This is a genomic window from Xanthomonas sp. AC360 (genome assembly GCF_979258225.1).
This window is the reverse complement of record NZ_OZ409846.1, coordinates 4,126,834-4,147,530: the sequence shown is the minus strand read 5'-3', so window position 1 is coordinate 4,147,530 and position 20,697 is coordinate 4,126,834. Positions and strand designations below refer to the sequence as shown.

The 20,697-nt window shown below is 63.5% G+C and carries 19 protein-coding genes, 1 other RNA gene and 1 pseudogene; 13 read left to right on the top strand and 8 right to left on the bottom strand.

Annotation, left to right across the window (positions count from 1 at the left end; genetic code table 11):
* Window positions 1-38: 38 nt before the first annotated feature.
* The gene (locus ACZZ0O_RS17745; RefSeq protein WP_463591412.1) at window positions 39-923 is read left to right on the top strand and encodes an endonuclease/exonuclease/phosphatase family protein; all 885 of its coding nucleotides are present in this window, start codon (window positions 39-41) and stop codon (window positions 921-923) included.
* A gap of 115 nt (window positions 924-1,038) precedes the next feature.
* Here the strand turns inward: ACZZ0O_RS17745 and ACZZ0O_RS17740 are convergent, their stop codons facing one another.
* The 6 genes from ACZZ0O_RS17740 to ykgO form a co-directional block, all read right to left on the bottom strand.
* The gene (locus ACZZ0O_RS17740; protein WP_463591411.1) at window positions 1,039-2,271 is read right to left on the bottom strand and encodes a TraB/GumN family protein; all 1,233 of its coding nucleotides are present in this window, start codon (window positions 2,269-2,271) and stop codon (window positions 1,039-1,041) included.
* A complete protein-coding gene (locus tag ACZZ0O_RS17735) occupies window positions 2,264-2,791 on the bottom strand; it encodes a GNAT family N-acetyltransferase (protein ID WP_228325545.1) in 528 nt (175 codons plus the stop codon). Before ACZZ0O_RS17735 ends, ACZZ0O_RS17740 begins: the two co-directional genes overlap by 8 nt.
* 4 nt (window positions 2,792-2,795) lie before the next feature.
* Window positions 2,796-3,680: a carbon-nitrogen hydrolase gene (locus ACZZ0O_RS17730; RefSeq protein ID WP_463591410.1), complete on the bottom strand. Its 885-nt coding sequence runs from the start codon at window positions 3,678-3,680 to the stop codon at window positions 2,796-2,798.
* Between the two features lie 114 nt (window positions 3,681-3,794).
* Window positions 3,795-4,829 carry an agmatine deiminase family protein gene (locus ACZZ0O_RS17725; protein ID WP_161963656.1) on the bottom strand — a complete coding sequence of 345 codons (1,035 nt, stop codon included), beginning with the start codon at window positions 4,827-4,829 and terminating at the stop codon, window positions 3,795-3,797.
* Window positions 4,830-5,060: 231 nt separating this feature from the next.
* Complete coding sequence (locus ACZZ0O_RS17720) at window positions 5,061-5,402, bottom strand: hypothetical protein (protein WP_055852198.1); 342 nt, start codon at window positions 5,400-5,402, stop codon at window positions 5,061-5,063.
* Between the two features lie 212 nt (window positions 5,403-5,614).
* Window positions 5,615-5,740 (bottom strand): type B 50S ribosomal protein L36, encoded by a 126-nt coding sequence (gene ykgO / locus ACZZ0O_RS17715; protein WP_005913193.1) that lies wholly within the window; start codon window positions 5,738-5,740, stop codon window positions 5,615-5,617.
* A gap of 172 nt (window positions 5,741-5,912) precedes the next feature.
* Between ykgO and cmk the strand changes: the two genes are divergently transcribed.
* The 10 genes from cmk to ACZZ0O_RS17665 all read left to right on the top strand — a co-directional run bounded on the left by cmk (window position 5,913) and on the right by ACZZ0O_RS17665 (window position 16,656).
* Window positions 5,913-6,596, top strand: a complete 684-nt coding sequence (gene cmk, locus ACZZ0O_RS17710; RefSeq protein WP_115513122.1) for a (d)CMP kinase — start codon at window positions 5,913-5,915, stop codon at window positions 6,594-6,596.
* Between the two features lie 183 nt (window positions 6,597-6,779).
* Window positions 6,780-8,465, top strand: coding sequence for a 30S ribosomal protein S1 (gene rpsA / locus ACZZ0O_RS17705; RefSeq protein ID WP_055852209.1), 1,686 nt, complete (start codon window positions 6,780-6,782; stop codon window positions 8,463-8,465).
* Window positions 8,466-8,551: 86 nt separating this feature from the next.
* A complete protein-coding gene (locus ACZZ0O_RS17700; protein WP_002805779.1) occupies window positions 8,552-8,863 on the top strand; it encodes an integration host factor subunit beta in 312 nt (103 codons plus the stop codon).
* Between the two features lie 66 nt (window positions 8,864-8,929).
* Window positions 8,930-9,235 carry a lipopolysaccharide assembly protein LapA domain-containing protein gene (locus ACZZ0O_RS17695; protein WP_463591409.1) on the top strand — a complete coding sequence of 102 codons (306 nt, stop codon included), beginning with the start codon at window positions 8,930-8,932 and terminating at the stop codon, window positions 9,233-9,235.
* 6 nt (window positions 9,236-9,241) lie between these two features.
* Window positions 9,242-10,420 (top strand): lipopolysaccharide assembly protein LapB, encoded by a 1,179-nt coding sequence (gene lapB, locus ACZZ0O_RS17690; protein WP_055852219.1) that lies wholly within the window; start codon window positions 9,242-9,244, stop codon window positions 10,418-10,420.
* 99 nt (window positions 10,421-10,519) lie between these two features.
* A non-coding RNA gene (locus ACZZ0O_RS17685) (sX9 sRNA) lies at window positions 10,520-10,591 on the top strand.
* Window positions 10,592-10,842: 251 nt separating this feature from the next.
* On the top strand, window positions 10,843-11,817 hold the full coding sequence (locus ACZZ0O_RS17680) for an MraY family glycosyltransferase (protein ID WP_463591408.1): 975 nt from the start codon (window positions 10,843-10,845) through the stop codon (window positions 11,815-11,817).
* 13 nt (window positions 11,818-11,830) lie between these two features.
* A complete protein-coding gene (locus ACZZ0O_RS17675; RefSeq protein ID WP_161963889.1) occupies window positions 11,831-13,738 on the top strand; it encodes a polysaccharide biosynthesis protein in 1,908 nt (635 codons plus the stop codon).
* Complete coding sequence (galU, locus tag ACZZ0O_RS17670) at window positions 13,738-14,631, top strand: UTP--glucose-1-phosphate uridylyltransferase GalU (RefSeq protein ID WP_463591407.1); 894 nt, start codon at window positions 13,738-13,740, stop codon at window positions 14,629-14,631. Before ACZZ0O_RS17675 ends, galU begins: the two co-directional genes overlap by 1 nt.
* A 168-nt stretch (window positions 14,632-14,799) precedes the next feature.
* Complete coding sequence (locus ACZZ0O_RS17665) at window positions 14,800-16,656, top strand: monovalent cation:proton antiporter-2 (CPA2) family protein (RefSeq protein WP_463591406.1); 1,857 nt, start codon at window positions 14,800-14,802, stop codon at window positions 16,654-16,656.
* Window positions 16,657-17,225: 569 nt separating this feature from the next.
* Here ACZZ0O_RS17665 and ACZZ0O_RS17660 read toward each other — a convergent pair.
* A pseudogene (locus tag ACZZ0O_RS17660) lies at window positions 17,226-17,351 on the bottom strand (gamma-glutamyltransferase); the annotation flags it as partial.
* Window positions 17,352-17,792: 441 nt separating this feature from the next.
* Window positions 17,793-18,113: a DUF1244 domain-containing protein gene (locus tag ACZZ0O_RS17655; protein WP_115527877.1), complete on the bottom strand. Its 321-nt coding sequence runs from the start codon at window positions 18,111-18,113 to the stop codon at window positions 17,793-17,795.
* A 49-nt stretch (window positions 18,114-18,162) separates the two neighbouring features.
* Between ACZZ0O_RS17655 and folD the strand changes: the two genes are divergently transcribed.
* Together folD and guaB are read left to right on the top strand one after the other, a co-directional pair.
* Entirely contained in the window at window positions 18,163-19,047 is an 885-nt protein-coding gene (folD, locus tag ACZZ0O_RS17650) for a bifunctional methylenetetrahydrofolate dehydrogenase/methenyltetrahydrofolate cyclohydrolase FolD (protein ID WP_055852245.1), read from the top strand.
* A gap of 92 nt (window positions 19,048-19,139) precedes the next feature.
* Window positions 19,140-20,597: an IMP dehydrogenase gene (guaB, locus tag ACZZ0O_RS17645; protein ID WP_311238204.1), complete on the top strand. Its 1,458-nt coding sequence runs from the start codon at window positions 19,140-19,142 to the stop codon at window positions 20,595-20,597.
* Window positions 20,598-20,697 lie beyond the last annotated feature (100 nt).

Here is a 20,697-nt window from a genome sequence, read left to right as displayed (position 1 = left end):
GTGCAGCCGTTGTCGCACTGGCGCTGTGCTGCGCGCACGTGCAAGCAGGTCAGCCTGGTCAGGCTGGGCCGTTACGTGCTGCAGCGCAGTCCAGGCAGGACGGCGCTGCAGCGGTCAGTGACCCGGCAGGGCAGGCAACCCCAGCTCCGTCTGCCCGCGGCCTGACCCTGGTCACGCTCAACCTGCATCACGACCGCGAAGACTGGCCGGCCCGCCGCGCCTACATCGCCAAGGAGCTCAAGCAACTGGCACCGGATGTCATTGCGTTGCAGGAGGTCATCGAGCGCCGCGGTAGCGTGGAAAACCAATCCACCTGGTTGGCGCGCAAGCTGGGCTACGAGGTGATCTTCGCCTCGGTGGATACCCCCGGTGCCGCCAAGCGCTATGGCAACGCGTTGCTGAGCCGGCGCAAGGTGCTGGCGCGCCATGAGCGCCTGCTGCAACCGCTGGACGACTACCGCGTTGCGGCGCATCTGCAGGTGGATATCGATGGCCAGCCGGTCAATGTCTACGTCACCCATCTCAACGAACGCGCCGATGCGCGCGGCACCGCAACGCGCACGCGCCAGGTCGGCGACCTGCTGGAGTTCATTGCCTCCACCAGCGCGCAGGCGCCGGTGGTGATTGCCGGCGATTTCAATATCGCCGCCGACGCGCTGGATCTGGAGGCGCTACGCAAAGGTTATGGCGACAGCTATGGCAGCGTGCACCGCAACAGTGATGCCACGGTCAGTACCTTGAATCTGCATGTCTTCGACAAGCCGGCGCGCATCGACCACGTGTTCTTCCAGCAGAACCGCCTGCTCGCCCGCGAAGCCCGGATTCTGTTCGACTCCCCATATGCCGAAGGCCGCTGGGCATCGGATCACTATGGCGTGTGGGTGCGTTTGCAGCTCGCACCGGATCAATCAGCCGCTCCGTAACGCCAACCACGTAGGAGCGTACCCGGGCGCGACGGGCTTTACCGATAACGTCCATCGCGCCCAGGTGCGCTCCTACAAGGCGTCGGTATACCGCACCTTTTCGACTGCCTCTCAATCACCCATGCAGGCGATTGAAGATCTGCACGCCTGCCAGCCACACTCCGGCCATGCTGCCGACGTTAGTCAACAGAAACGTCAGCACCACGCGCGACACGCGATTGCGATACCAGCCGCGCAGGGTCTGCGCATCGTCGCGCAGCGACAGGAAATCGGCATAGGCCGGCTTGCGCATATGCACTTCGACCAGCGCGGCGAAGGCACCGGTCGGTACGCTCAGACGGAACGGTTTGAATGGGGCGACCACTGCAGCGGTCAGGATGCTCAACGGGTGGCTGCCGGCCAATAGACAGCCCAGCGCGGCCAGCCCGCCGGTGTACATCGCCCACTGCAGCAGCAGGTCGGCGCCCATGCTCAGGCCGCCGCGCCAGAACCCGATGCCGATCCCGGTAATGATCACTGCCAGGATGCCCAGCGTGATCCAGGGAACGCGCTTGCGCTGCTGCACGTATTCCAGCGACTCGCGCAGCGGGCCGGGCGCATCGGTGTCCTGTTCGAGGTGCCGCGCAAGCCCGGCCAGGTGTCCGGCGCCGACGACCGCCAGCACTTCCTGCTGCCCGGCACCGGCTTCTTCGCGCAGGCGCGTGGCCATGTAGCGATCGCGCTCGGCTATCACCGTGTCGTAGAGCTCCGGGCTCTCGCTGGCGAAATCGCCGAAGCTCGCCTCCAGCATGTCGCCTTGCTTGAGCTTTTCAATCTCCTCTTCGCCCACCTCGTCGGCGGCGAACAGGCCGCTGAGCAGACCGCCGGCAAGTTTCATCTTGCCGAAGAATCCCAACCGCCCGGACGCACGCTTGAAGGTCAGCCCGACTTCGCGATCGATCAAATAGACCGGCAGCCCCTGCGCACGCGCCAGATTCACCGCCTCTTTCAACTCCGCGCCCGGCTCGATGCCCAACTGCTTGGCAAGGCGACGCTGGTAGGCCGCCAGTGCCAGATTGGCGGCGAACAAGGCCACGCGCCCCTTGCGGATCACCTGCACCAGATCCAGGCGGGCGAGGGCATCGGGGTCGCTGAGCGCCTGCAGGCGTTGCGCGTCCAGCTCTACCGCCACCGCGTCGTAGCGGCCGCTGCCGATCGCCCGCTGCACCGCGGCGACGCTGGCCAGCGAGACATGGGCAGTTCCCAGCAAGGTGTAGCGCACGCCATCGCGTTCGACGATGCGGTGCGGCTGGCCGGACAGCGCATCGTCCAGAACGTGGGTGGTCTGCTCAGTCATGGGGTCATTCATCAGAGGGAGGGGCGGTGTTACCGGAGCCGAGTTGGCGCTGCATCTGCACGCCGTCCAACCAGCGACCCTGCTTGCGGCCGATACCGGTGAACACTCCGACCGTGCGAAATCCAAAACGTTCATGCAGCCGCAGCGATGCCTGGTTGCTGGCATCGCCGATCACCGCAATCATTTGCCGATCACCGCGCTGCTCGCAGCGCGCGATCAGCTCGCCCAACAGGGCCTTGCCGATCCCGCGGCCCTGCATGTCGGCGGCAAGATAGATCGAATTCTCCACCGTCCAGCGGTAGCCCGCACGTGCGCGATAGGCACTGGCATAGGCATAACCGGCGACAGCGCCGGCATGTTCTGCCACCAGATACGGGTAGCCTGCATCCACGATCGCACGCATGCGGGCGTGCATGTCCGCGCTCGACGGCGCGCTGTATTCGTAGGTATTGAACCCGGCGATCTGCTCCGCATAAATCGCGGTGATCGCCGGGATGTCCGTATCGCGGACTGCACGCAGCTCGACGGCCATGCGATCAGTCGATGTAACGCTTGAGCAGGTCGCCGTACGCATCGATGCGACGGTCGCGCAGGAACGGCCAGATGCGCCGCACATGTTCGCTGCGCTGCAGGTCGACATCGCAGATCAGCACGGTCGGCTCCTGGCCGGCTTCGGCGATGAACTCGCCCTGCGGCCCCAGCACATGGCTGTTGCCCCAGAACTGGATGCCGGACGCGCCCAGCGGCGAGGGTTCATGCCCGACGCGGTTGCACGACAGCACCGGCACGCCATTGGCGACCGCATGCCCACGATGGCTAAGTACCCAAGCATCGCGCTGACGCTCCTGCTCGGGTTGCTGATCGTCCGGGTCCCAGCCAATCGCGGTGGGGTAGAGCAGCAGTTCCGCACCGGCCAAGGCCATCAGGCGTGCCGCTTCCGGGTACCACTGATCCCAGCACACCAGCACGCCCAGGCGGCCCACCGAGGTATCGATCGGCGTAAAGCCCAGATCGCCCGGCGTGAAATAGAACTTCTCGTAGAAGCCCGGGTCGTCGGGGATGTGCATCTTGCGGTACTTGCCGAGCAGGCGGCCGTCCTTTTCGAACACCACCGCAGTGTTGTGATACAGGCCGGCGGCGCGGCGCTCGAACAACGAGGCGACCAGCACCACGCCATGTTGCTTGGCCAGCGCACTCAGGCGCTCGGTGCTCGGGCCAGGGATCGGCTCGGCCAGATCGAATTCGTCCACCGACTCGTGCTGACAGAAATACGCGCCGTTATGCAGCTCCTGCAGCAGCACCAACTTGGCGCCCTGTGCGGCAGCCTCGGCCACGCGCGATTCGATGATGGCCAGATTGGCCTCGGCGTCGCCGTGGTTGCGCTCTTGAATCAGCGCGACGGAAAGAAGGTGACGGGACATGGCATCTCATCCTGCAAAGGTGCGCACTAAGGTAGCGCGCCATGGCATAACACCGGCCTGCCGGCCGGAACAAGAAACGACACGCTACTTACGTAGTCGCATCGAACGCACTGGTCAGGCGGCGAGCAGGCCGGCCGGCAACTGCATGGTCAGGCAATGCAGGCTGCCGTTCTGCCAGATCAGCGCACGGCAGGGCACCGGCACGATTTCGTGCTGCGGAAACGCTTCGGCCAGCACCGCCTGCGCGGTCGCATCGGCCGGATCGCCATAGGCCGGCATCAGCACCGCGCCGTTGACGATCAGGAAGTTGGCATACGACGCAGCCAGGCGACGGCCCTGATCCAGAATCGGCTCGGCCCACGGCAGCACGAACAAACGGTACGGCTGCCCGTCGGCGGTGCGCAGCGCGGCAAGCTCGTTGCCCATCGCCTGCAGTTCGGCGTAATGCGAATCGCCGGGCACATCGCAGCCCTGGTAGACGATCGCGTGCGGGCCGGCAAAGCGCGCCAGCGTGTCGATATGTGCATCGGTGTCGTCGCCTTCGAGGTAGCCATGGTCCAGCCACAGCACCCGATCCTGCGACAGCCATGCAGCAAGATCGCTGCTCAGCGACTCGCGCGTGCGCTGCGGGTGACGTTCGTGCAGGCAGGTCCAGGTCGTCAGCAGCGTGCCGGCACCATCGGTTTCGATCGCACCGCCTTCCAGCGCAAAATCCACCGTCTGCACCGGGGCGGGCACGAAGACCTGCGCCGCATCCAGCGAACTCACCAATTGGTCGTCCAGGCTGGCCTCGAACTTGCCGCCCCACCCGGTGAAGCGGAAATCCATCAGGCGGAAACCGTCATCCTGGCGCAGCGTGATCGGGCCGGAATCGCGCAACCAGGTGTCGTTGTAGGCGGCGATCACAAAGCGCACCCGCGTCATGTCCACGCGCGCCGAACGCAGCCGCGCTTCGGCATAGATCTGCAGATCGTCATCGGCGACGCAGACGACCACCGGCTCGAAGCGGGAGATCGCGGTAATCAGCGCGATGTAGGTCTCTTCCACATCGGCCAGGCGCTCGGCCCAATCGGTGCCGGCATGCGGCCACGCAAGCAACACGGCGGATTGAGGTTCCCATTCGGCGGGAAAACGAAGACGGTCGGTCATGCGAGGCAATACTCATCTTGGTGTCCGGACAGTGGCCCAGACGTTCATCGATACCCCGCACCCGAGTGCAGGCTCTTGCGATCCTGGCGCACGTTGCCGCGCCAGGCTTGATGCAGATTCGCAGCAACGCATGTCCGAGTGCTGGCGGACCAGATACGTGGTGCTGCGACGCGTTGGGCCAGACGTGCAGCGAACGATGTCTGCACGCGCTGGCCGGGGTGATGTCGCGTCTTACTGGATCGGCGGTTTCGGCCCGATCTCGTTGGCATCGGCCTGATTGGCCACCACGTCGATCACCTTGCTCTTTTCGAAGTACACGGTGAATGCCGGATACACCCAGCGGTGGATGGTCGGCCACTGGCGCTTCTGGCCACCACGCGGGTCGAGCTTCTCCTGCGGCGCACCGTAGCGGCCTTCGACCTGACTCATGCTGTCGCCACGCAAGGGCAGGGCGGCAGCGGGTTTTTGCTGCGCACGATCGACCAACAGCGTTTCGGCCGATGCGGCGGCACTGATCCCCATCAGCGCGATTGTCAGCACGATCGGCGGCATCACAAACAAACGGTTGCGCATGTCATCTACTCCCCAGTGGACAAGATTCGGATGGTGATTACAGCAAAAAACCAGGACAAACGTTGGCGCGATGCGCGCCACTCGTGCGGTGACGTCGACGCGTGGCAGCAGATGCCTTGCTCAGCACGCCAAGGATGAAGCCGCATCAAGCGTCGGCCAAGAAAAAACCGCCCGAAGGCGGCTTTCTCGGGTCTTGCACGCGCCGCGAAAGCTCAGCGCTGACGCGCCTTGAAACGCGGGTTCGACTTGCAGATCACGAAGACCTTGCCGCGGCGGCGGACCACCTTGCAGTCGCGGTGACGGGTCTTCGCAGACTTCAGGGAGGACAGGACTTTCATGGCACACCTCGGCGTAAACGGTTGGATTCGATGGAAGAGTGCGCGCGATCGAGGCTGCACCCGCAATTAAGCCGGCAATTCTAACCGGCTTTTCGTCGTGCTTTCAAGTGGTTGCATCCGAATCGCTGCGAGCGGCGCTACACTAGCGCCTGATGACCTACCGGAAACCTGAATGACCGACCTTTCGCCCGTCCTCACCATCGATGGTCCCTCCGGCGCCGGCAAGGGCACAGTGAGCCGCATCGTGGCTGCCCGGTTGGGCTGGCACTATCTCGATTCGGGCGCACTGTATCGCGCGGTGGGGGTGGCGGCGAGCTGGGCCGATCTGGACGTGTCCGACCCGGCTGCGCTGGTGCGTTGTACCTTCGATACCAAGGTCGAGTTCGACGACGCCGGCGAGGCGGGCTTGCGGGTCCTGGTCAACGGCGTGGATGCGACCGGCGAATTGCGTCTGGAGACCACTGGCGCCCTGGCCTCGGCGATTGCGGCGATTCCCGAGGTGCGCGGTGCCCTCAAGGAACGCCAACGCGCATTCAGGCGCGCACCCGGCCTGGTCGCCGATGGGCGCGACATGGGTACGGTGATCTTCCCGGATGCCGCATTTAAGGTTTTCCTGACCGCCAGTGCCGAAGAACGTGCGGGCCGTCGTCATAAACAGTTGATGGAAAAGGGTGTTTCGGTTATCTTTGACGACCTGCTGCGCGAGATCATGGCCCGAGATGCCAGGGATGCCCAGCGGGTGGTGGCGCCATTACGGCCGGCCGAAGACGCCGTGCTCATCGATACCAGCGGAATAGGGATCGAGGATGTCGTCCAGCGTGTGGTCGGGATGTTAGCTGTCCACACGTCGTCGTAAGCGTTCCGCAAGCGGGCATGTCCCGCCGACCGTAAGGCGTTCCACAGCTCCGTCGCGCATCCTGCGTGGCGGTTCTACTACTTCCAAACCGACTCGTTGTTGGGGTCGACCAACAGGCTGGGCGGTCCGTATCTGTCGCAACCCGACGATCAACGCCCGTGTGTTCAACTGAGTAAAATCCAAATGACAGAATCTTTTGCTGAACTGTTCGAAGCCAGTCAAGCCAATCTGGCCAAGCTGAAGCCGGGCTCGATCGTCACCGGTACCGTCGTGGAAGTGCGCGGCGACGTGGTGGTGATCAACGCAGGCCTGAAGTCCGAAGGCATCGTGCCGATCGAGCAGTTCCGTAACGACGCTGGCGAGATCGATGTGGGCGTGGGCGACCAGGTCAAGGTTGCGCTGGACTCCATCGAAAACGGCTTCGGCGAGACCGTGTTGTCGCGCGAGAAAGCCAAGCGCGCGATGGTGTGGGACGAGCTGGAAGAAGCGTTGGAAAAGAACGAAACCATCACCGGCCGCATCAGCGGCAAGGTCAAGGGTGGTTTCACCGTGGACATCAAGGATGTTCGCGCGTTCCTGCCTGGTTCGCTGGTGGATGTGCGCCCGGTGCGCGACCCGGCCTACCTGGAAGGCAAGGAGCTTGAGTTCAAGCTGATCAAGCTGGATCGCAAGCGCAATAACGTCGTGGTGTCGCGTCGTGCAGTGGTCGAGAGCGAGCATTCGGAAGAGCGCGAGCAGCTGATGGACAAGCTGCAGGAAGGCGCGATCCTGAAGGGTGTCGTCAAGAACCTGACCGATTACGGCGCATTCGTGGACCTGGGCGGTATCGACGGCCTGCTGCACATCACCGACATGGCCTGGAAGCGCGTGCGCCATCCGTCCGAAGTCGTGAACGTCGGCGACGAGCTGGACGTGCGCGTGCTGAAGTTCGATCGCGAGCGTAACCGCGTCAGCCTCGGCCTGAAGCAGCTGGGCGAAGATCCGTGGGACAACATCGCGCGTCGTTACCCGGCCAACAGCCGCGTGTTCGGCAAGGTCTCCAACGTCACCGATTACGGCGCATTTGTCGAAATCGAGCCGGGCGTCGAAGGTCTGGTGCACGTCTCCGAGATGGATTGGACCAACAAGAACGTCAACCCGTCCAAGGTTGTGCAGGTTGGTGACGAAGTCGAAGTGATGGTGCTGGATGTGGACGAGGAGCGTCGCCGCATCTCGTTGGGCATGAAGCAGGTTGCCGCCAATCCGTGGGAAACCTTCGCTGCGACCCACAAGAAGAACGACAAGGTGTCCGGTCAGATCAAGTCGATCACCGACTTCGGCATCTTCATCGGTCTGGACGGCGGCATCGACGGTCTGGTGCACCTGTCCGACATCAGCTGGAACACCACCGGCGAAGATGTTGTGCGCAACTACAAGAAGGGCGACACGCTGGAAGCCGTCGTGCTGGCAGTGGACCCGGAGCGCGAGCGCATCAGCCTGGGCGTCAAGCAGCTGGAGCAGGACCCGTTCGGTCAGTACATGGCGTCCAACCCGAAGGGTACGAAGGTCGAAGGCGTTGTGCGTGAAGTGGATGCCAAGGGCGCCACGATCGACCTCGCCGACGGTATCGAAGGCTACGTCGCTGCACGCGACATCGCCAACGAGCGTGTCGACGACGCGACTCAGCATCTGAAGGTCGGCGACAAGATCGAAGCCAAGTTCGTGGGCATGGACCGTAAGGGCCGCACCCTGCAGCTGTCGATCAAGGCCAAGGACGATGCCGAAATGCGCGAGACGCTGGAGGAATATCAGTCCTCCGCTGCGTCGGGCGGCATGACTCAGCTGGGCGCGCTGCTGCGTGCACAGTTGAACAGCAACAAGTCCGAGTAAGCGCGTAGCGCTCTCGCGAGCGTGATGGATCGGCCCGGGCTTGCCCGGGCCGATTCCGATGTGTCAGTCGAAAAAAGCAAGTTCCCATGACCAAGTCCGAATTGATTGAAATCCTGGCGCGACGCCAAGCGCATCTGAAGTCGGACGACGTGGATCTGGCGGTGAAGTCACTGCTGGAAATGATGGGGCAGGCGCTCTCCGATGGTGATCGGATCGAAATCCGCGGGTTTGGCAGTTTTTCGCTGCATTACCGTCCGCCACGTCTGGGCCGCAATCCCAAGACCGGCGAGTCGGTTGCGCTGCCGGGCAAGCATGTTCCGCATTTCAAGCCGGGCAAGGAATTGCGTGAGCGTGTCAGCTCCGTGGTCCCGGTCGATTTGGCCGATGCCGCAGACTGAGGCGGCTCTACCTCTGCGTTTATGTCGGCTCGGTTAAGCTAGGCGCCTTCCCGACGGAGTCGCGCGATGAAGGTGTTTCGCTTGCTGGTGATGCTGGCTTTCTTGTTGGTCGGCCTGGTTATCGGTGCGGTCAATTCCCAGGACATCACTCTCGATTTCCTGTTTTCTAGTGTGCACACGAGTTCCGGGGTGGCGATCATCGTCGCGCTGCTGGTCGGTGTGTTGATCGGTGCCGGCATGGTGCTGGTCAGTGTGGTCATTCCTCTCTATTCCAAGCTGCGCCAGGCCAACAAGGCTGTTGCGGTCAGCCGCGCCGACGCCAGGCCTGTCACGCCTGCCGCAGTCGAGCCGCGCCCTCTCGATGGACTCTAAGCACGTATGGACTTCCTGACCGAGTGGTTCTGGTTTTTCCTGTTTTTACCGCTGGCGGCGCTCAGTGGCTGGATCGTCGGCCGCCGTGGTGGGCAGCGTCATGGCGACACTCAGGTCAGCCGACTGTCCAGTACCTATTTTCGTGGTCTGAACTATCTGCTCAACGAGCAGCCGGACAAGGCGATCGAGCTGTTTTTGCACATCGCCGAGCTGGATAAGGAAACCTTTGAGACACAGGTCGCACTGGGTCACCTGTTTCGCCGCCGCGGGGAGGTCGATCGCGCCATCCGCCTGCATCAGGGCCTGGTGCAGCGCGCCGACCTGACCGATCAACAGCGGGTCCAGGCCTTGCTGGCGCTGGGCGAGGACTACATGAAGTCCGGTCTGCTGGATCGCGCCGAAACGGTCTTTACCGAACTTGCGCAGCTGGATCAACGCGCGCCGCAGGCGCTGCGTCACCTGATCGGCATCTATCAGGCCGAGCGCGATTGGGAAAAGGCGATCGACAACGCCACCCGCTACGAAGAAGTCACCGGTGAGCCGATGGGCAAGCTGATCTCGCAGTTCGAATGCGAGCTGGCCGATCGATACCGCGGACTGGGCAAGGTCGATGAAGCCTTGCAGGCGATCGCGCGTGCGTATCAGGCCGACGGCACGTCGGTCCGCGCCGGCATTCTGGAGGGGCGCATCGAAGCCGAGCGCGGCCATAACGAGGCCGCCGTGCGTGCCTTCGAGCGCGCCGCACGGCACGACCCGGAGTATCTGCCGGAAATCATTCCTGCCCTGATGGCCGCCTATCGGAGCGTCGGCGACATTGCCGGCGCACGTAATTTCCTGTCGGAGATGACCGAGCACTACCGCGGTATCGCACCGGTGCTGGCACTGACCCAGTTGATGGAGGCGCAGGATGGGGTTGCGCCCGCGCTGGCTTATCTCGGTCGCCAGCTCAAGGACCGGCCATCGGTGCGCGGCGAGTCGGCGCTGATCGACCTGACGCTTGCCGAAGGCAGCGACCCGGTTGGCACCTTGAACGATCTCAAGCACATCACCGACCAGCTCTTGGTGCGTAACCCCAGCTACCGTTGCACCCGTTGTGGGTTTGGCGCAAAAACCCACCATTGGCAATGCCCGAGCTGTAAGGAGTGGGGCACCGTCAAGCCGCTGTTGAACTACGCGGTGGTGTAACGCGTGTTTCTGTCTGTTCGGCACACTGCGTTTAGAGCGACTGCCAAAACGACTACGCAGTCGCCAGGCGGGCGCGGCCGGTGCCCGGAATCGGCTTCTATCACTCGATCACTCGGGTTCCTGCGCGCCGTCCACATTCGTCTGCCAGCCGCTTGCGACGTTTTGTTAGCCGCTGTTGGTTTGATCAACTCGCGGGTCGCGCCGTCGCAGCTTGCGTCCGCGCCAATCATGCCCGTGGCAATCCGCTGGCTGGCAACTGCGCAGATGTCGCCTGGACCGCTACGCCGTGTGCTGCCCGATGCCTCCGATCTGGGTCGGGCCTGCTTGCAGCTGTGGCCATTTGTTCTGCGCGGGTCTCTTATGCGTGACTCTAAAAAGCGCACGTCATATGCCCGTGGTCCTAAGAGCGGTGATACGCGCTGATGCCTCAGATCTGGCTCTGGTGCGCCTTGCACGTAATCGTTGCGGCACTTGGAACGTGGCTGCTGCGACGGTATGCGTTGCATCGCCGCCTGCTCGATGAACCCGGCGAGCGGCGCAGCCACGTGGTTGCCACTCCGCGTGGTGGTGGCATGGCGATCGTTGCCGCGATCCTGCTGGGTTGCGTCGCAGCCAGCCTGCTGTGGCCAGCGGTACGCATGGTGGTCGGCTGGTTCGCGGTCGGGTTGGTCCTGGTGGCCGGCGTCGGTTGGTGGGACGACCATCGGCCGTTGTCGGCCAGGCTGCGGTTTGCGATCCATCTGGCCGCATCCGTATCGCTTGGATTGCTGGTCACGTATTGCACGGGCAATGCATGGGATGGCGTGCTCAGCGCTGTCGCGTCGGTGGTGCTTATCAATGTGTGGAACTTCATGGACGGCATCAACGGACTAGCCGCCAGCCAGGCCGCGCTGGCCGCACTGGCATTTGCGGCGGTGGCCCCGGCAGCCTGGTCGCTGGCTGGTCTGGCGGTAGCGGCAGCATGTCTGGGGTTTCTTCCTTTCAATTTTCCGCGTGCGCGCATCTTCCTCGGCGACGGTGGCAGCGGTGCGCTGGGGTATGTTCTGGCCGCGTTGCTTGCGCTGAACGTCGCAGGCGGGCAGGTCAGCTGGTGGATCGGCTGGTTGCCGCTGACTGCCTTCCTTGTGGACGCCGGCTTCACGCTACTGTCTCGCATGCTCGCCGGGCAGCGCTGGTGGGAGCCACACGCGCAACACGTGTATCAACGCCTGGCGCGCCGGCTTGGAACGCATGTTCCGGTAACCGCTGTTTATTTCGCTTTCAGCGTCGCTGCCGTCTGCTTGTATGTGTTACTTCGTCATGATGTGTTTGGTCAGCAAGTCTGGGCAGCCGTGGTGTGGGGCCTGGGCGCTAGTGCCAGTTGGTATTTTCTGCGCGATGGATTGCGCAATTCCTGAGTAATGGATTCTTATGATTTCCTGGCGTGACCGTTTGACCAAGGCGCTGCCGCAAGTTGCAGTGGTAGTCCACGACCTTCTGATGGTCTGGGTGTGCTGGCAGCTGTTGCATGCGGGTCGTTACTCGATGCTGCGCGAAGCACCGGACCTTCCTCTTTGGGATTGGCGCACCGCCGTGGTCCTGGTAGCACAGGGGCTGGTGTTCTGGAAGATGGGTCTGTACCGCGGGCTTTGGCGCTTCGCATCGGTGCCTGATCTCTGGAACATCTTCAAGTCGAGCTTCCTCGGCTTGGTGGCGATCGTGCTGGCGTTGTCGTACGACCGCCTGGACGGCGTGCCGCTCTCGGTACTGGTGGTCTATCCGTTCGCGCTGTCGGCGTTGCTCGGAACGCCGCGTCTGCTGTATCGCGCCTGGAAGGATTACCAGATCGCACATTCCGGCGATGCGGCGCAACGCGTGCTGATCCTGGGCGCCGGACGCGCTGCCGAAGGTCTGGTGCGTGATCTTCGCCGCACCGGTAGCTTCGTGCCGGTCGGCTTTCTGGACGATGCCAACAACCTGCACGGCGCCAAGATCCAGGGCCTCAACGTGCTGGGCAATCTGGATCAGGCCGCTTCGATTGCCAAGGAAACCGCCGCCAAGCTGCTGGTGATCGCGATTCCCTCGCTCGATGCCTCCGGCATGCAGCGGGTGGTGGCGATCTGCGAGAGCACCGGCCTGCCGTTCCGGATGGTGCCCAAGCTGATCAATGTGCTGGAAGGCCGTTCGCTGCCGGGCGAATTGAAGGAGGTTGCCATCGAGGACCTGCTCAATCGCAAGCCAGTGACGCCGGACTGGCGATTGATCCGCGACTGGCTCACCAACAAGACCGTGATGGTAACCGGTGCCGGCGGTTCGATCGGTTCGGAAGTCTGCCGCCAGTGTGCGCGTCACGGTGCGCGTCGCATCGTGCTGCTGGAAATCGATGAGTTGGCGTTGCTGACCATCGATTCGGACCTGCGTCGCTTGTTCCCGGATATCGAAGTGGTGCGGGTGCTTGGCGATTGCGGCGACCCGGCCGTGGTGGCGCATGCATTGAACACCGCCGCCCCGGATGCGGTGTTCCATGCCGCCGCATACAAGCAGGTGCCGTTGCTGGAAGAGCAGCTGCGCGAGGCCGTACGCAACAATGTGCTGGCGACCGAGAACGTGGCGCGCGCCTGTCAGCGTGCACGCATCGAAACCTTCGTGTTTATTTCTACCGACAAGGCGGTCGAGCCGGTCAACGTACTCGGCGCAAGCAAGCGCTACGCGGAGATGATCTGCCAGAGTCTTGATGCGCGCGATGCACCAACGCGCTTCATCACCGTGCGCTTCGGCAACGTGCTGGATTCGGCTGGCAGCGTGGTGCCGTTGTTCCGCGAGCAGATCCGCCAGGGTGGCCCGGTCACGGTGACGCACCCGGACGTGACGCGCTACTTCATGACCATTCCCGAGGCGTGCCAATTGGTGATCCAGGCAGCTGCCTCGGCGTCGCATGGCGCGATCTATACGCTGGACATGGGCGAACCGGTACCGATCCGTCTGCTTGCCGAGCAGATGATCCGTCTTGCTGGCAAGCAGCCGGGCAAGGATGTGGCGATTCTCTACACCGGATTACGTCCTGGCGAAAAGCTGCATGAAACGCTGTTCTATTCCGACGAAGACTATCGCCCGACCGCGCATCCCAAGATTCTGGAAGCCGGCGTGCGCGAGTTCTCGCACGAGCAGGTGTTGCAGCTGGTGACGCGTTTGCGCGAGGCGGTTAATCGCTATGACATAAAGGCAATGGAGACTGTGCTGGGCAGCCTGATGCCGGATTTTGCGGCTGCTCGACGGAAAGTCGACGCGCGATCTGATACGGTCGTTCCATTCCCCGCACGTGAGGTCAGAAGACTGTAATGAGCCAGCGTATTCGCAAGGCCGTATTCCCCGTCGCAGGTCTTGGGACCCGCTTTCTTCCGGCCACCAAGACGGTGCCGAAGGAAATGCTGCCAATCATCGACAAACCATTGATCCAGTACGCTGTCGACGAGGCCATCCAGGCCGGCTGCGATACGTTGATCTTCGTCACCAATCGGTACAAGCATTCGATTGCCGACTACTTCGACAAGGCCTACGAGCTGGAGCAGAAGCTCGAGCGTGCAGGCAAGCTGGAGCAGCTGGAACTGGTGCGTCATGCGTTGCCGGAAGGTGTTCGCGCCATTTTCGTGACGCAGGCCGAGGCGCTGGGTCTGGGCCATGCGGTGTTGTGTGCGAAGGCAGTGGTCGGCGATGAGCCGTTCGCCGTGTTGTTGGCGGACGATCTGATGTGGAACCGCGGCGATGCCGCGCTGACCCAGATGGCCGATGTGGCCGAAGCATCCGGCGGCAGCGTCATCGCCGTGGAAGATGTGCCGCACGACAAGACCGCCAGCTACGGCATTGTCTCCACCGATACATTCGACGGCCGCAAGGGCCGCATCAATGCGATCGTCGAAAAGCCCAAGCCGGAAGTGGCGCCGAGCAACCTGGCCGTGGTCGGCCGCTATGTGCTCAGCCCGAAGATTTTTGAGTTGCTGGAAGCGACCGGTGCAGGCGCCGGCGGCGAGATCCAGCTGACCGATGCGATTGCCGAGCTGTTGAAGAAAGAGCAGGTCGATGCATTCCGCTTCGAGGGCCGTCGTTTCGATTGCGGCGCGCACATCGGCTTGATCGAAGCGACTGTCCACTTTGCGCTTCAGCACGAGAAGCACGGTGAACCGGCGAAGGAAATTCTGCGTAACGCATTGGCCCAGGCCGACGCGCGCGGCTGATCGCTTAGCCACTGTTTCATCGCAAACGACGCCATCCGGCGTCGTTTGTCGTTTAGGCGTCCCGATCAAAGTGCGAGGGCTCGGTGGAAACGATGGCGCCTAAGCTGCTCGGCGCAACAAGCAAGCAGATGCAAGGCGTCGCTGCGCGCGTGTCGTTAGAATCCGGGTATGAGCCAGCCTGCACATTCCAGTGAACTGATCAACGTGGTGGCTCTGCTGGGCGCTGCGGTGGTTGCGATCCCATTGTTTCGACGGTTGGGCCTGGGCTCGGTGCTCGGGTACCTGGCAGCGGGGCTGGCGATCGGGCCATTCGGACTGGGCCTGTTCGAGGACCCGCAGGCAATCCTGCATGTCGCCGAATTGGGCGTGGTGATGTTCCTGTTCGTGATCGGCCTGGAGATGCGGCCTTCGCATCTGTGGAGCCTGCGCAAGGAAATCTTTGGCCTGGGCACCGTGCAGATCTGCGTGTGCGCACTGGTGCTTACCGGGATCGGCATGTTGCTGGGCTTTGCGCCACCGGTGGCCTTCGTGGCTGCGTCCGGTTTCGTGCTGACCTCGACCGCGGTGGTGATGCAGTTGCTGGCCGAACGCGGCGATGTGGCCTTGCCCTCGGGGCAGAAGATCGTGGCGATCCTGTTGTTCGAGGATCTGCTGATCGTCCCGTTGCTGGCGATCGTGGCCTGGATGGGTTCCAGTGGCGATCCGCAGGCCGCGTCGCAGCGCTGGCATGACGTCGGGATCGGCCTGGCCTGCATCGTCGGCCTGCTGGTGGCCGGGCGCTGGTTGCTCAATCCTCTTTTCCGGATTCTTGCTGCGTCCAAGGCGCGCGAAGTGATGACGGCGGCAGCGCTGTTGGTGGTGTTGGGCGCCGCACTGCTGATGCAGGTGGGCGGGCTATCGATGGCGATGGGGGCGTTCCTGGCCGGGGTGCTGCTGTCCGAATCCACCTTCCGTCATCAGATCGAAGCCGATATCGAACCGTTCCGCGGCATCTTGCTGGGCTTGTTCTTCCTGGGCGTGGGCATGAGCCTGGACCTGCGCGTGGTTGCGGCCGACTGGCGGCTCATCCTTGTCGGCGTGTTGGCGCTGATGGTGGGCAAAGCGGCGTGTATCTATGCGGTGGCGCGGTTGATGCGCAGCGATCATCGCCAGGCACTGGACCGTGGTGTGCTGATGGCGCAGGGCGGCGAGTTCGCCTTCGTGTTGTTTGCGGCGGCCGCGGCATCGGGCGTGATCGATGCGCAGGTCAATGCCACCCTCACCGCCATTGTGGTGCTGTCGATGGCGCTGACGCCGTTGTTCGTGCTGTTGCAGCGACGATTGACCCCACCGGCAGCGGTATCGCTGGACGGTGTGGAAGCCGCCAACGGTCAGACCGGCAGCGTGCTGGTGATCGGCTTCGGACGCTTCGGTCAGGTGGCCAGCCAATCGCTGCTGGCGCGCGACGTGGACGTGACCATCATCGATAACGACATCGAGATGATCCAGAGCGCGGAAGAGTTCGGTTTCAAGATCTATTACGGCGACGGGACCCGGCTGGACGTGTTGCATGCTTCCGGTGCGCATACTGCGCAGGCGATCGCGGTGTGCATCGACAATCGCGAGGCAGCCAACCGCATCGTCGAGCTGGCGACGCGTGAGTTCCCGCATGCGCGCCTGCTGGTGCGCTCGTTTGATCGCGAGCATTCGCTGCAGCTGATCGCCGCCGGTGTGGATTACCAGATTCGCGAAACCTTCGAGTCGGCGGTGACCTTCGGCCAGATGGCGCTGGTCGAGCTGGGTGTGGACGAGGATGAGGCCGACATGATCGCTCGTGAGATCCGCCGCCGCGATGCGGAGCGGCTGGAGCTGGAAATCGCTGCGGGGAATGTGCGTGCCGGGGCAGGGTTGATGTTCGGCAACATCACGCCGACGGTGCCCAAGCCCACGCCGTTTACGCCGCCGCGACGGGAGAGCCGGTCGCTCAACCGCGATGCGTTGGCGCAAGCGGGTGAAGAGGTTGCGGCAGAGACCAAGAACGGCTGACAACACGCCGTGGTCGTCAGGTGGGCGAGGGGACTGCGTAAGAACCGAATGTGGGGGTGCGTGCAACTGGCTTGCGGCAGTGCAGTCTTTTGGCGCCTGCTGCCGTCAGCGGGATGGTCAGGTCGCGTCGTCGAGCGCGCGATGCCCTCACCGCTTGCGGGACACGCTGTGAATCCATCCATGGACGCTCCGTGGCAGCATCCATGCCGCCACAGGGTCCGCAAGCGGCGAGGGCACCGCGCCAGAACGTTGGTCGGTGAGCAGGTAAACGGCTGGCCTTACTGCACTTCCACTTGGCGATAAAAGGCCAGCAACTGAACGGCGGAGCTCGTGCCTTGCTTGCAACCGTGCACACCGACCATCTCGACTGGCGCTTGTCCGCCTGCCGGCGCGGGACCTTATGCGGCATGGATGCCGCATAGCCAGAACGTTGGTCGGTGACCAGATAAACAGCTGGCCGTACTGCACTTCACTTTCGTTGCGAAGTCGCTCGGTATTGCGACGCCGCGGTTTGCGTGGCGGACGCGGTGGCCTTCGCGCGCGTAGCGGATCGCCAGCGCCAGGTTCTACGCCATCGGCTTGCGCCCGAAGCGCTCATGCAGCGCGAACCAGCCATCCACTGCGCCCGGTACCGACACCGGCAGCGGCCCGGTCGGCGGAATGTCTTTCAGCCCGCGCCGCTGATAAAAGGCCAGCAACTAAATGGCGGGACTGGTGCCTTGCTTGAAACCATGCACACCGACCCTCTCGACTGGCCCTTGTTCGCCTGGCGGCGCGGGACCTTATGCGGCATGCATGCCGCATAGGAGCCCCCATGGACGGATTCACGGCGTGTCCCGCGGGGGAGGCGGGCAAGAGCCCTGCAGCCAGGGCGCAGATCATGCGCTCTGCATTAGATCTATCCACTGCATTCAACCCTCCCACGCACCCAAACTTTTCGAGTCTTGAGGCCATCAACAAGACATCGCTAGCAATAAGCAATCCGGCGGAACGGTGCACTCAATACCAGCGTGGACTCCTGCCACAGCCGCGCACCACATCGAGGAGCAGCGATTGCCCGCCGAATGGCCACGCAGATGTCAGCTAGGCAAAGTAGACGCACAGCAATCGCAACAGCCGCGCGTCCAGACCAACGATCAGCCGTGTTTGCGCTGGGCCGCAGCGAATGCTTCGAGTTGTTCGGGAGTCGCGTCTTTCTGATGTTGTTGCTTCCACTGCGCGAACGGCATGCCGTAGACCGCTTCGCGTGCCTGGTCCTTGCTCATCGGCTGACCCTGCGCCTCGGCCGCTTCGCGGTACCAGTCGCCCAGGCAGTTGCGGCAGAAGCCGGCCAGGATCATCAGGTCGATGTTCTGCACATCGGTGCGCTCCTGATTGAGATGCTGCAGCAGGCGGCGGAATGCGGCCGCTTCGATGGCGGTGGTGGTCGAATCGGTGGGCGGGGTGGTGTCGGTCATGACGGAATCGGGGACAATAGACGGCCTTCGACTCTACACCTGACGCCCCATGACCGCTTCCGCGCCAGCTGCCTCCGCTCCGGCCCGCCTTCTCGATGGTCGCCGCATTGCCGAGGACCTGCTCGACGGGCTGAAGCTGCGCGTGGATGCGCGCGTGGCCGCGGGCAAGGCGCGGCCGGGGTTGGCGGTGGTGCTGGTCGGCGGCGACCCGGCGTCGTCGGTGTATGTGCGCAACAAGCGACGCGCGGCGGAAAAAGTGGGCATCGAAGCGTTCGATTACGACCTGCCGCACGGCACCAGCGAGGCCGAGTTGGCGGCGTTGATCGATGAGCTCAATACCGATCCCAAGATCCACGGCATCTTGATCCAGCTGCCGCTGCCGGGGATCCCCGATGCCAACCGGCTGATCCAGCGCATCGATCCGCGTAAGGATGTGGATGGCTTCCATCCGCAAAATGTGGGGCATCTGGCACTGCGCGAATTCGGCCTGCGCCCGTGCACGCCGCGCGGCATCGTGACCTTGCTCGGGCATACCGATCAACCGGTGCGCGGGCGCAACGCTACGATTGTGGGTGTGAGCAATCACGTCGGCCGGCCGATGGGTCTGGAACTGTTGATTGCCGGTTGCACGGTCACCAGCTGCCATAAGTTCACCCCGGCCGATGTGCTGGAGGCCAGCGTGCGCAATGCCGACATCCTGGTGGTGGCGGTGGGCCGCCCCGGGCTGATTCCCGGCGAATGGGTCAAGCCAGGCGCAGTGGTGATCGATGTGGGCATCAACCGGCTGGAAGACGGACGCCTGGTGGGCGATGTCGGCTTCGATGCCGCCGTACAGCGCGCAGCCTGGATCACGCCGGTGCCGGGCGGAGTGGGGCCGATGACCGTGGCCACGCTGATGCAGAACACCCTGGAAGCGGCCGACGCCGCTGGTTGAGCGATCGGTGTAACGCAGCATTGCGGCTGCGTGGTGTCTTCGTGAAGGCTTTCAGGGTAAAATGCCGCGCTTCCCCAAACTCGGGTCCGCCGATGCTCCGCATCCAGGCTGAAGCTCTCACCTACGACGACGTCTCGCTCGTCCCCGCTCATTCGATCGTCCTGCCCAAGGATGTCAGCCTGGAAACCCGGCTGACCCGCGATCTGCGTCTGAAGCTGCCGATCCTGTCGGCCGCGATGGACACGGTGACCGAGCACCGCCTGGCGGTGGCCATGGCACAGCTGGGCGGCATCGGCATCATCCACAAGAACCTGACCCCTGCCCAGCAGGCGGCCGAAGTGGCCAAGGTCAAGAAGTTCGAGTCCGGCGTGATCACCGAGCCGTTTACGGTGAGCCCGGACACCACGATCGGCGAAGTCATCGCACTGACGCGTGCGCGCAACATCTCCGGCGTGCCGGTGGTGGACGGCAGCGAACTGGTCGGCATCGTCACCAGCCGCGACATGCGTTTCGAAAAGAAGCTCGACGATCCGGTCCGCCACATCATGACCAAGAAGGATCGCCTGATCACCGTGCGCGAAGGCGCCAGCGATGAGGAAGTGCTTGAGCTGCTGCATCGCAACCGCATCGAAAAAATCCTGGTGGTCAACGACAGCTTCGAGCTGCGCGGCCTGATCACGGTCAAGGACATCCAGAAGAAGACCGACAACCCCAACGCCGCCAAGGATTCGTCCACGCGGCTGTTGGTCGGTGCGGCAGTCGGTGTGGGCGGCGATACCGAACAGCGTATCGAACTGCTCGCTGCTGCCGGCGTTGACGTGGTCATCGTCGACACTGCGCACGGCCATTCGCAAGGCGTGATCGACCGTGTGGCTTGGGTCAAGAAGACCTATCCGCACCTGCAGGTGATCGGCGGCAACATCGTCACCGGCGATGCAGCGCTGGCGCTGATGGATGCCGGCGCCGATGCGGTCAAGGTTGGCGTAGGTCCGGGTTCGATCTGCACCACGCGCGTGGTTGCAGGTGTGGGCGTGCCGCAGATCACCGCGGTGGACATGGTGGCCGAAGCGTTGCAGGACCGCATTCCGTTGATCGCCGACGGCGGCATCCGCTACTCCGGCGATATCGGCAAGGCGCTGGTGGCGGGTGCGTCCACGGTGATGGTCGGCGGTCTGCTGGCCGGCACCGAAGAAGCGCCTGGCGAAGTCGAGTTGTTCCAGGGCCGCAGCTACAAGAGCTACCGCGGCATGGGCAGCCTGGGCGCGATGGAGAAGGGGTCCAAGGACCGCTATTTCCAGGATTCCAGCGACGCCGACAAGCTGGTGCCGGAAGGCATCGAAGGGCGTGTGCCGTATCGCGGCTCGGTCGGTGGCATCATTCATCAACTCATCGGTGGCCTGCGCGCCACCATGGGCTATGTGGGCTGCGCCACGATCGAAGAGATGCGCACCAAGCCGAAGTTCGTCAAGATCACCGGCGCCGGCCAGCGTGAGAGCCACGTCCACGACGTGCAGATCACCAAGGAACCGCCGAACTATCGCGCTGGATGATCGGGAATGGGGAATCGCGAATCGGGAATCGTAAGAGCCCGCCGCTTCCTCGTCCGATAGCGGCCGGCGCCGCGTTTGCTGTTGCGATTCCCCAATCCCG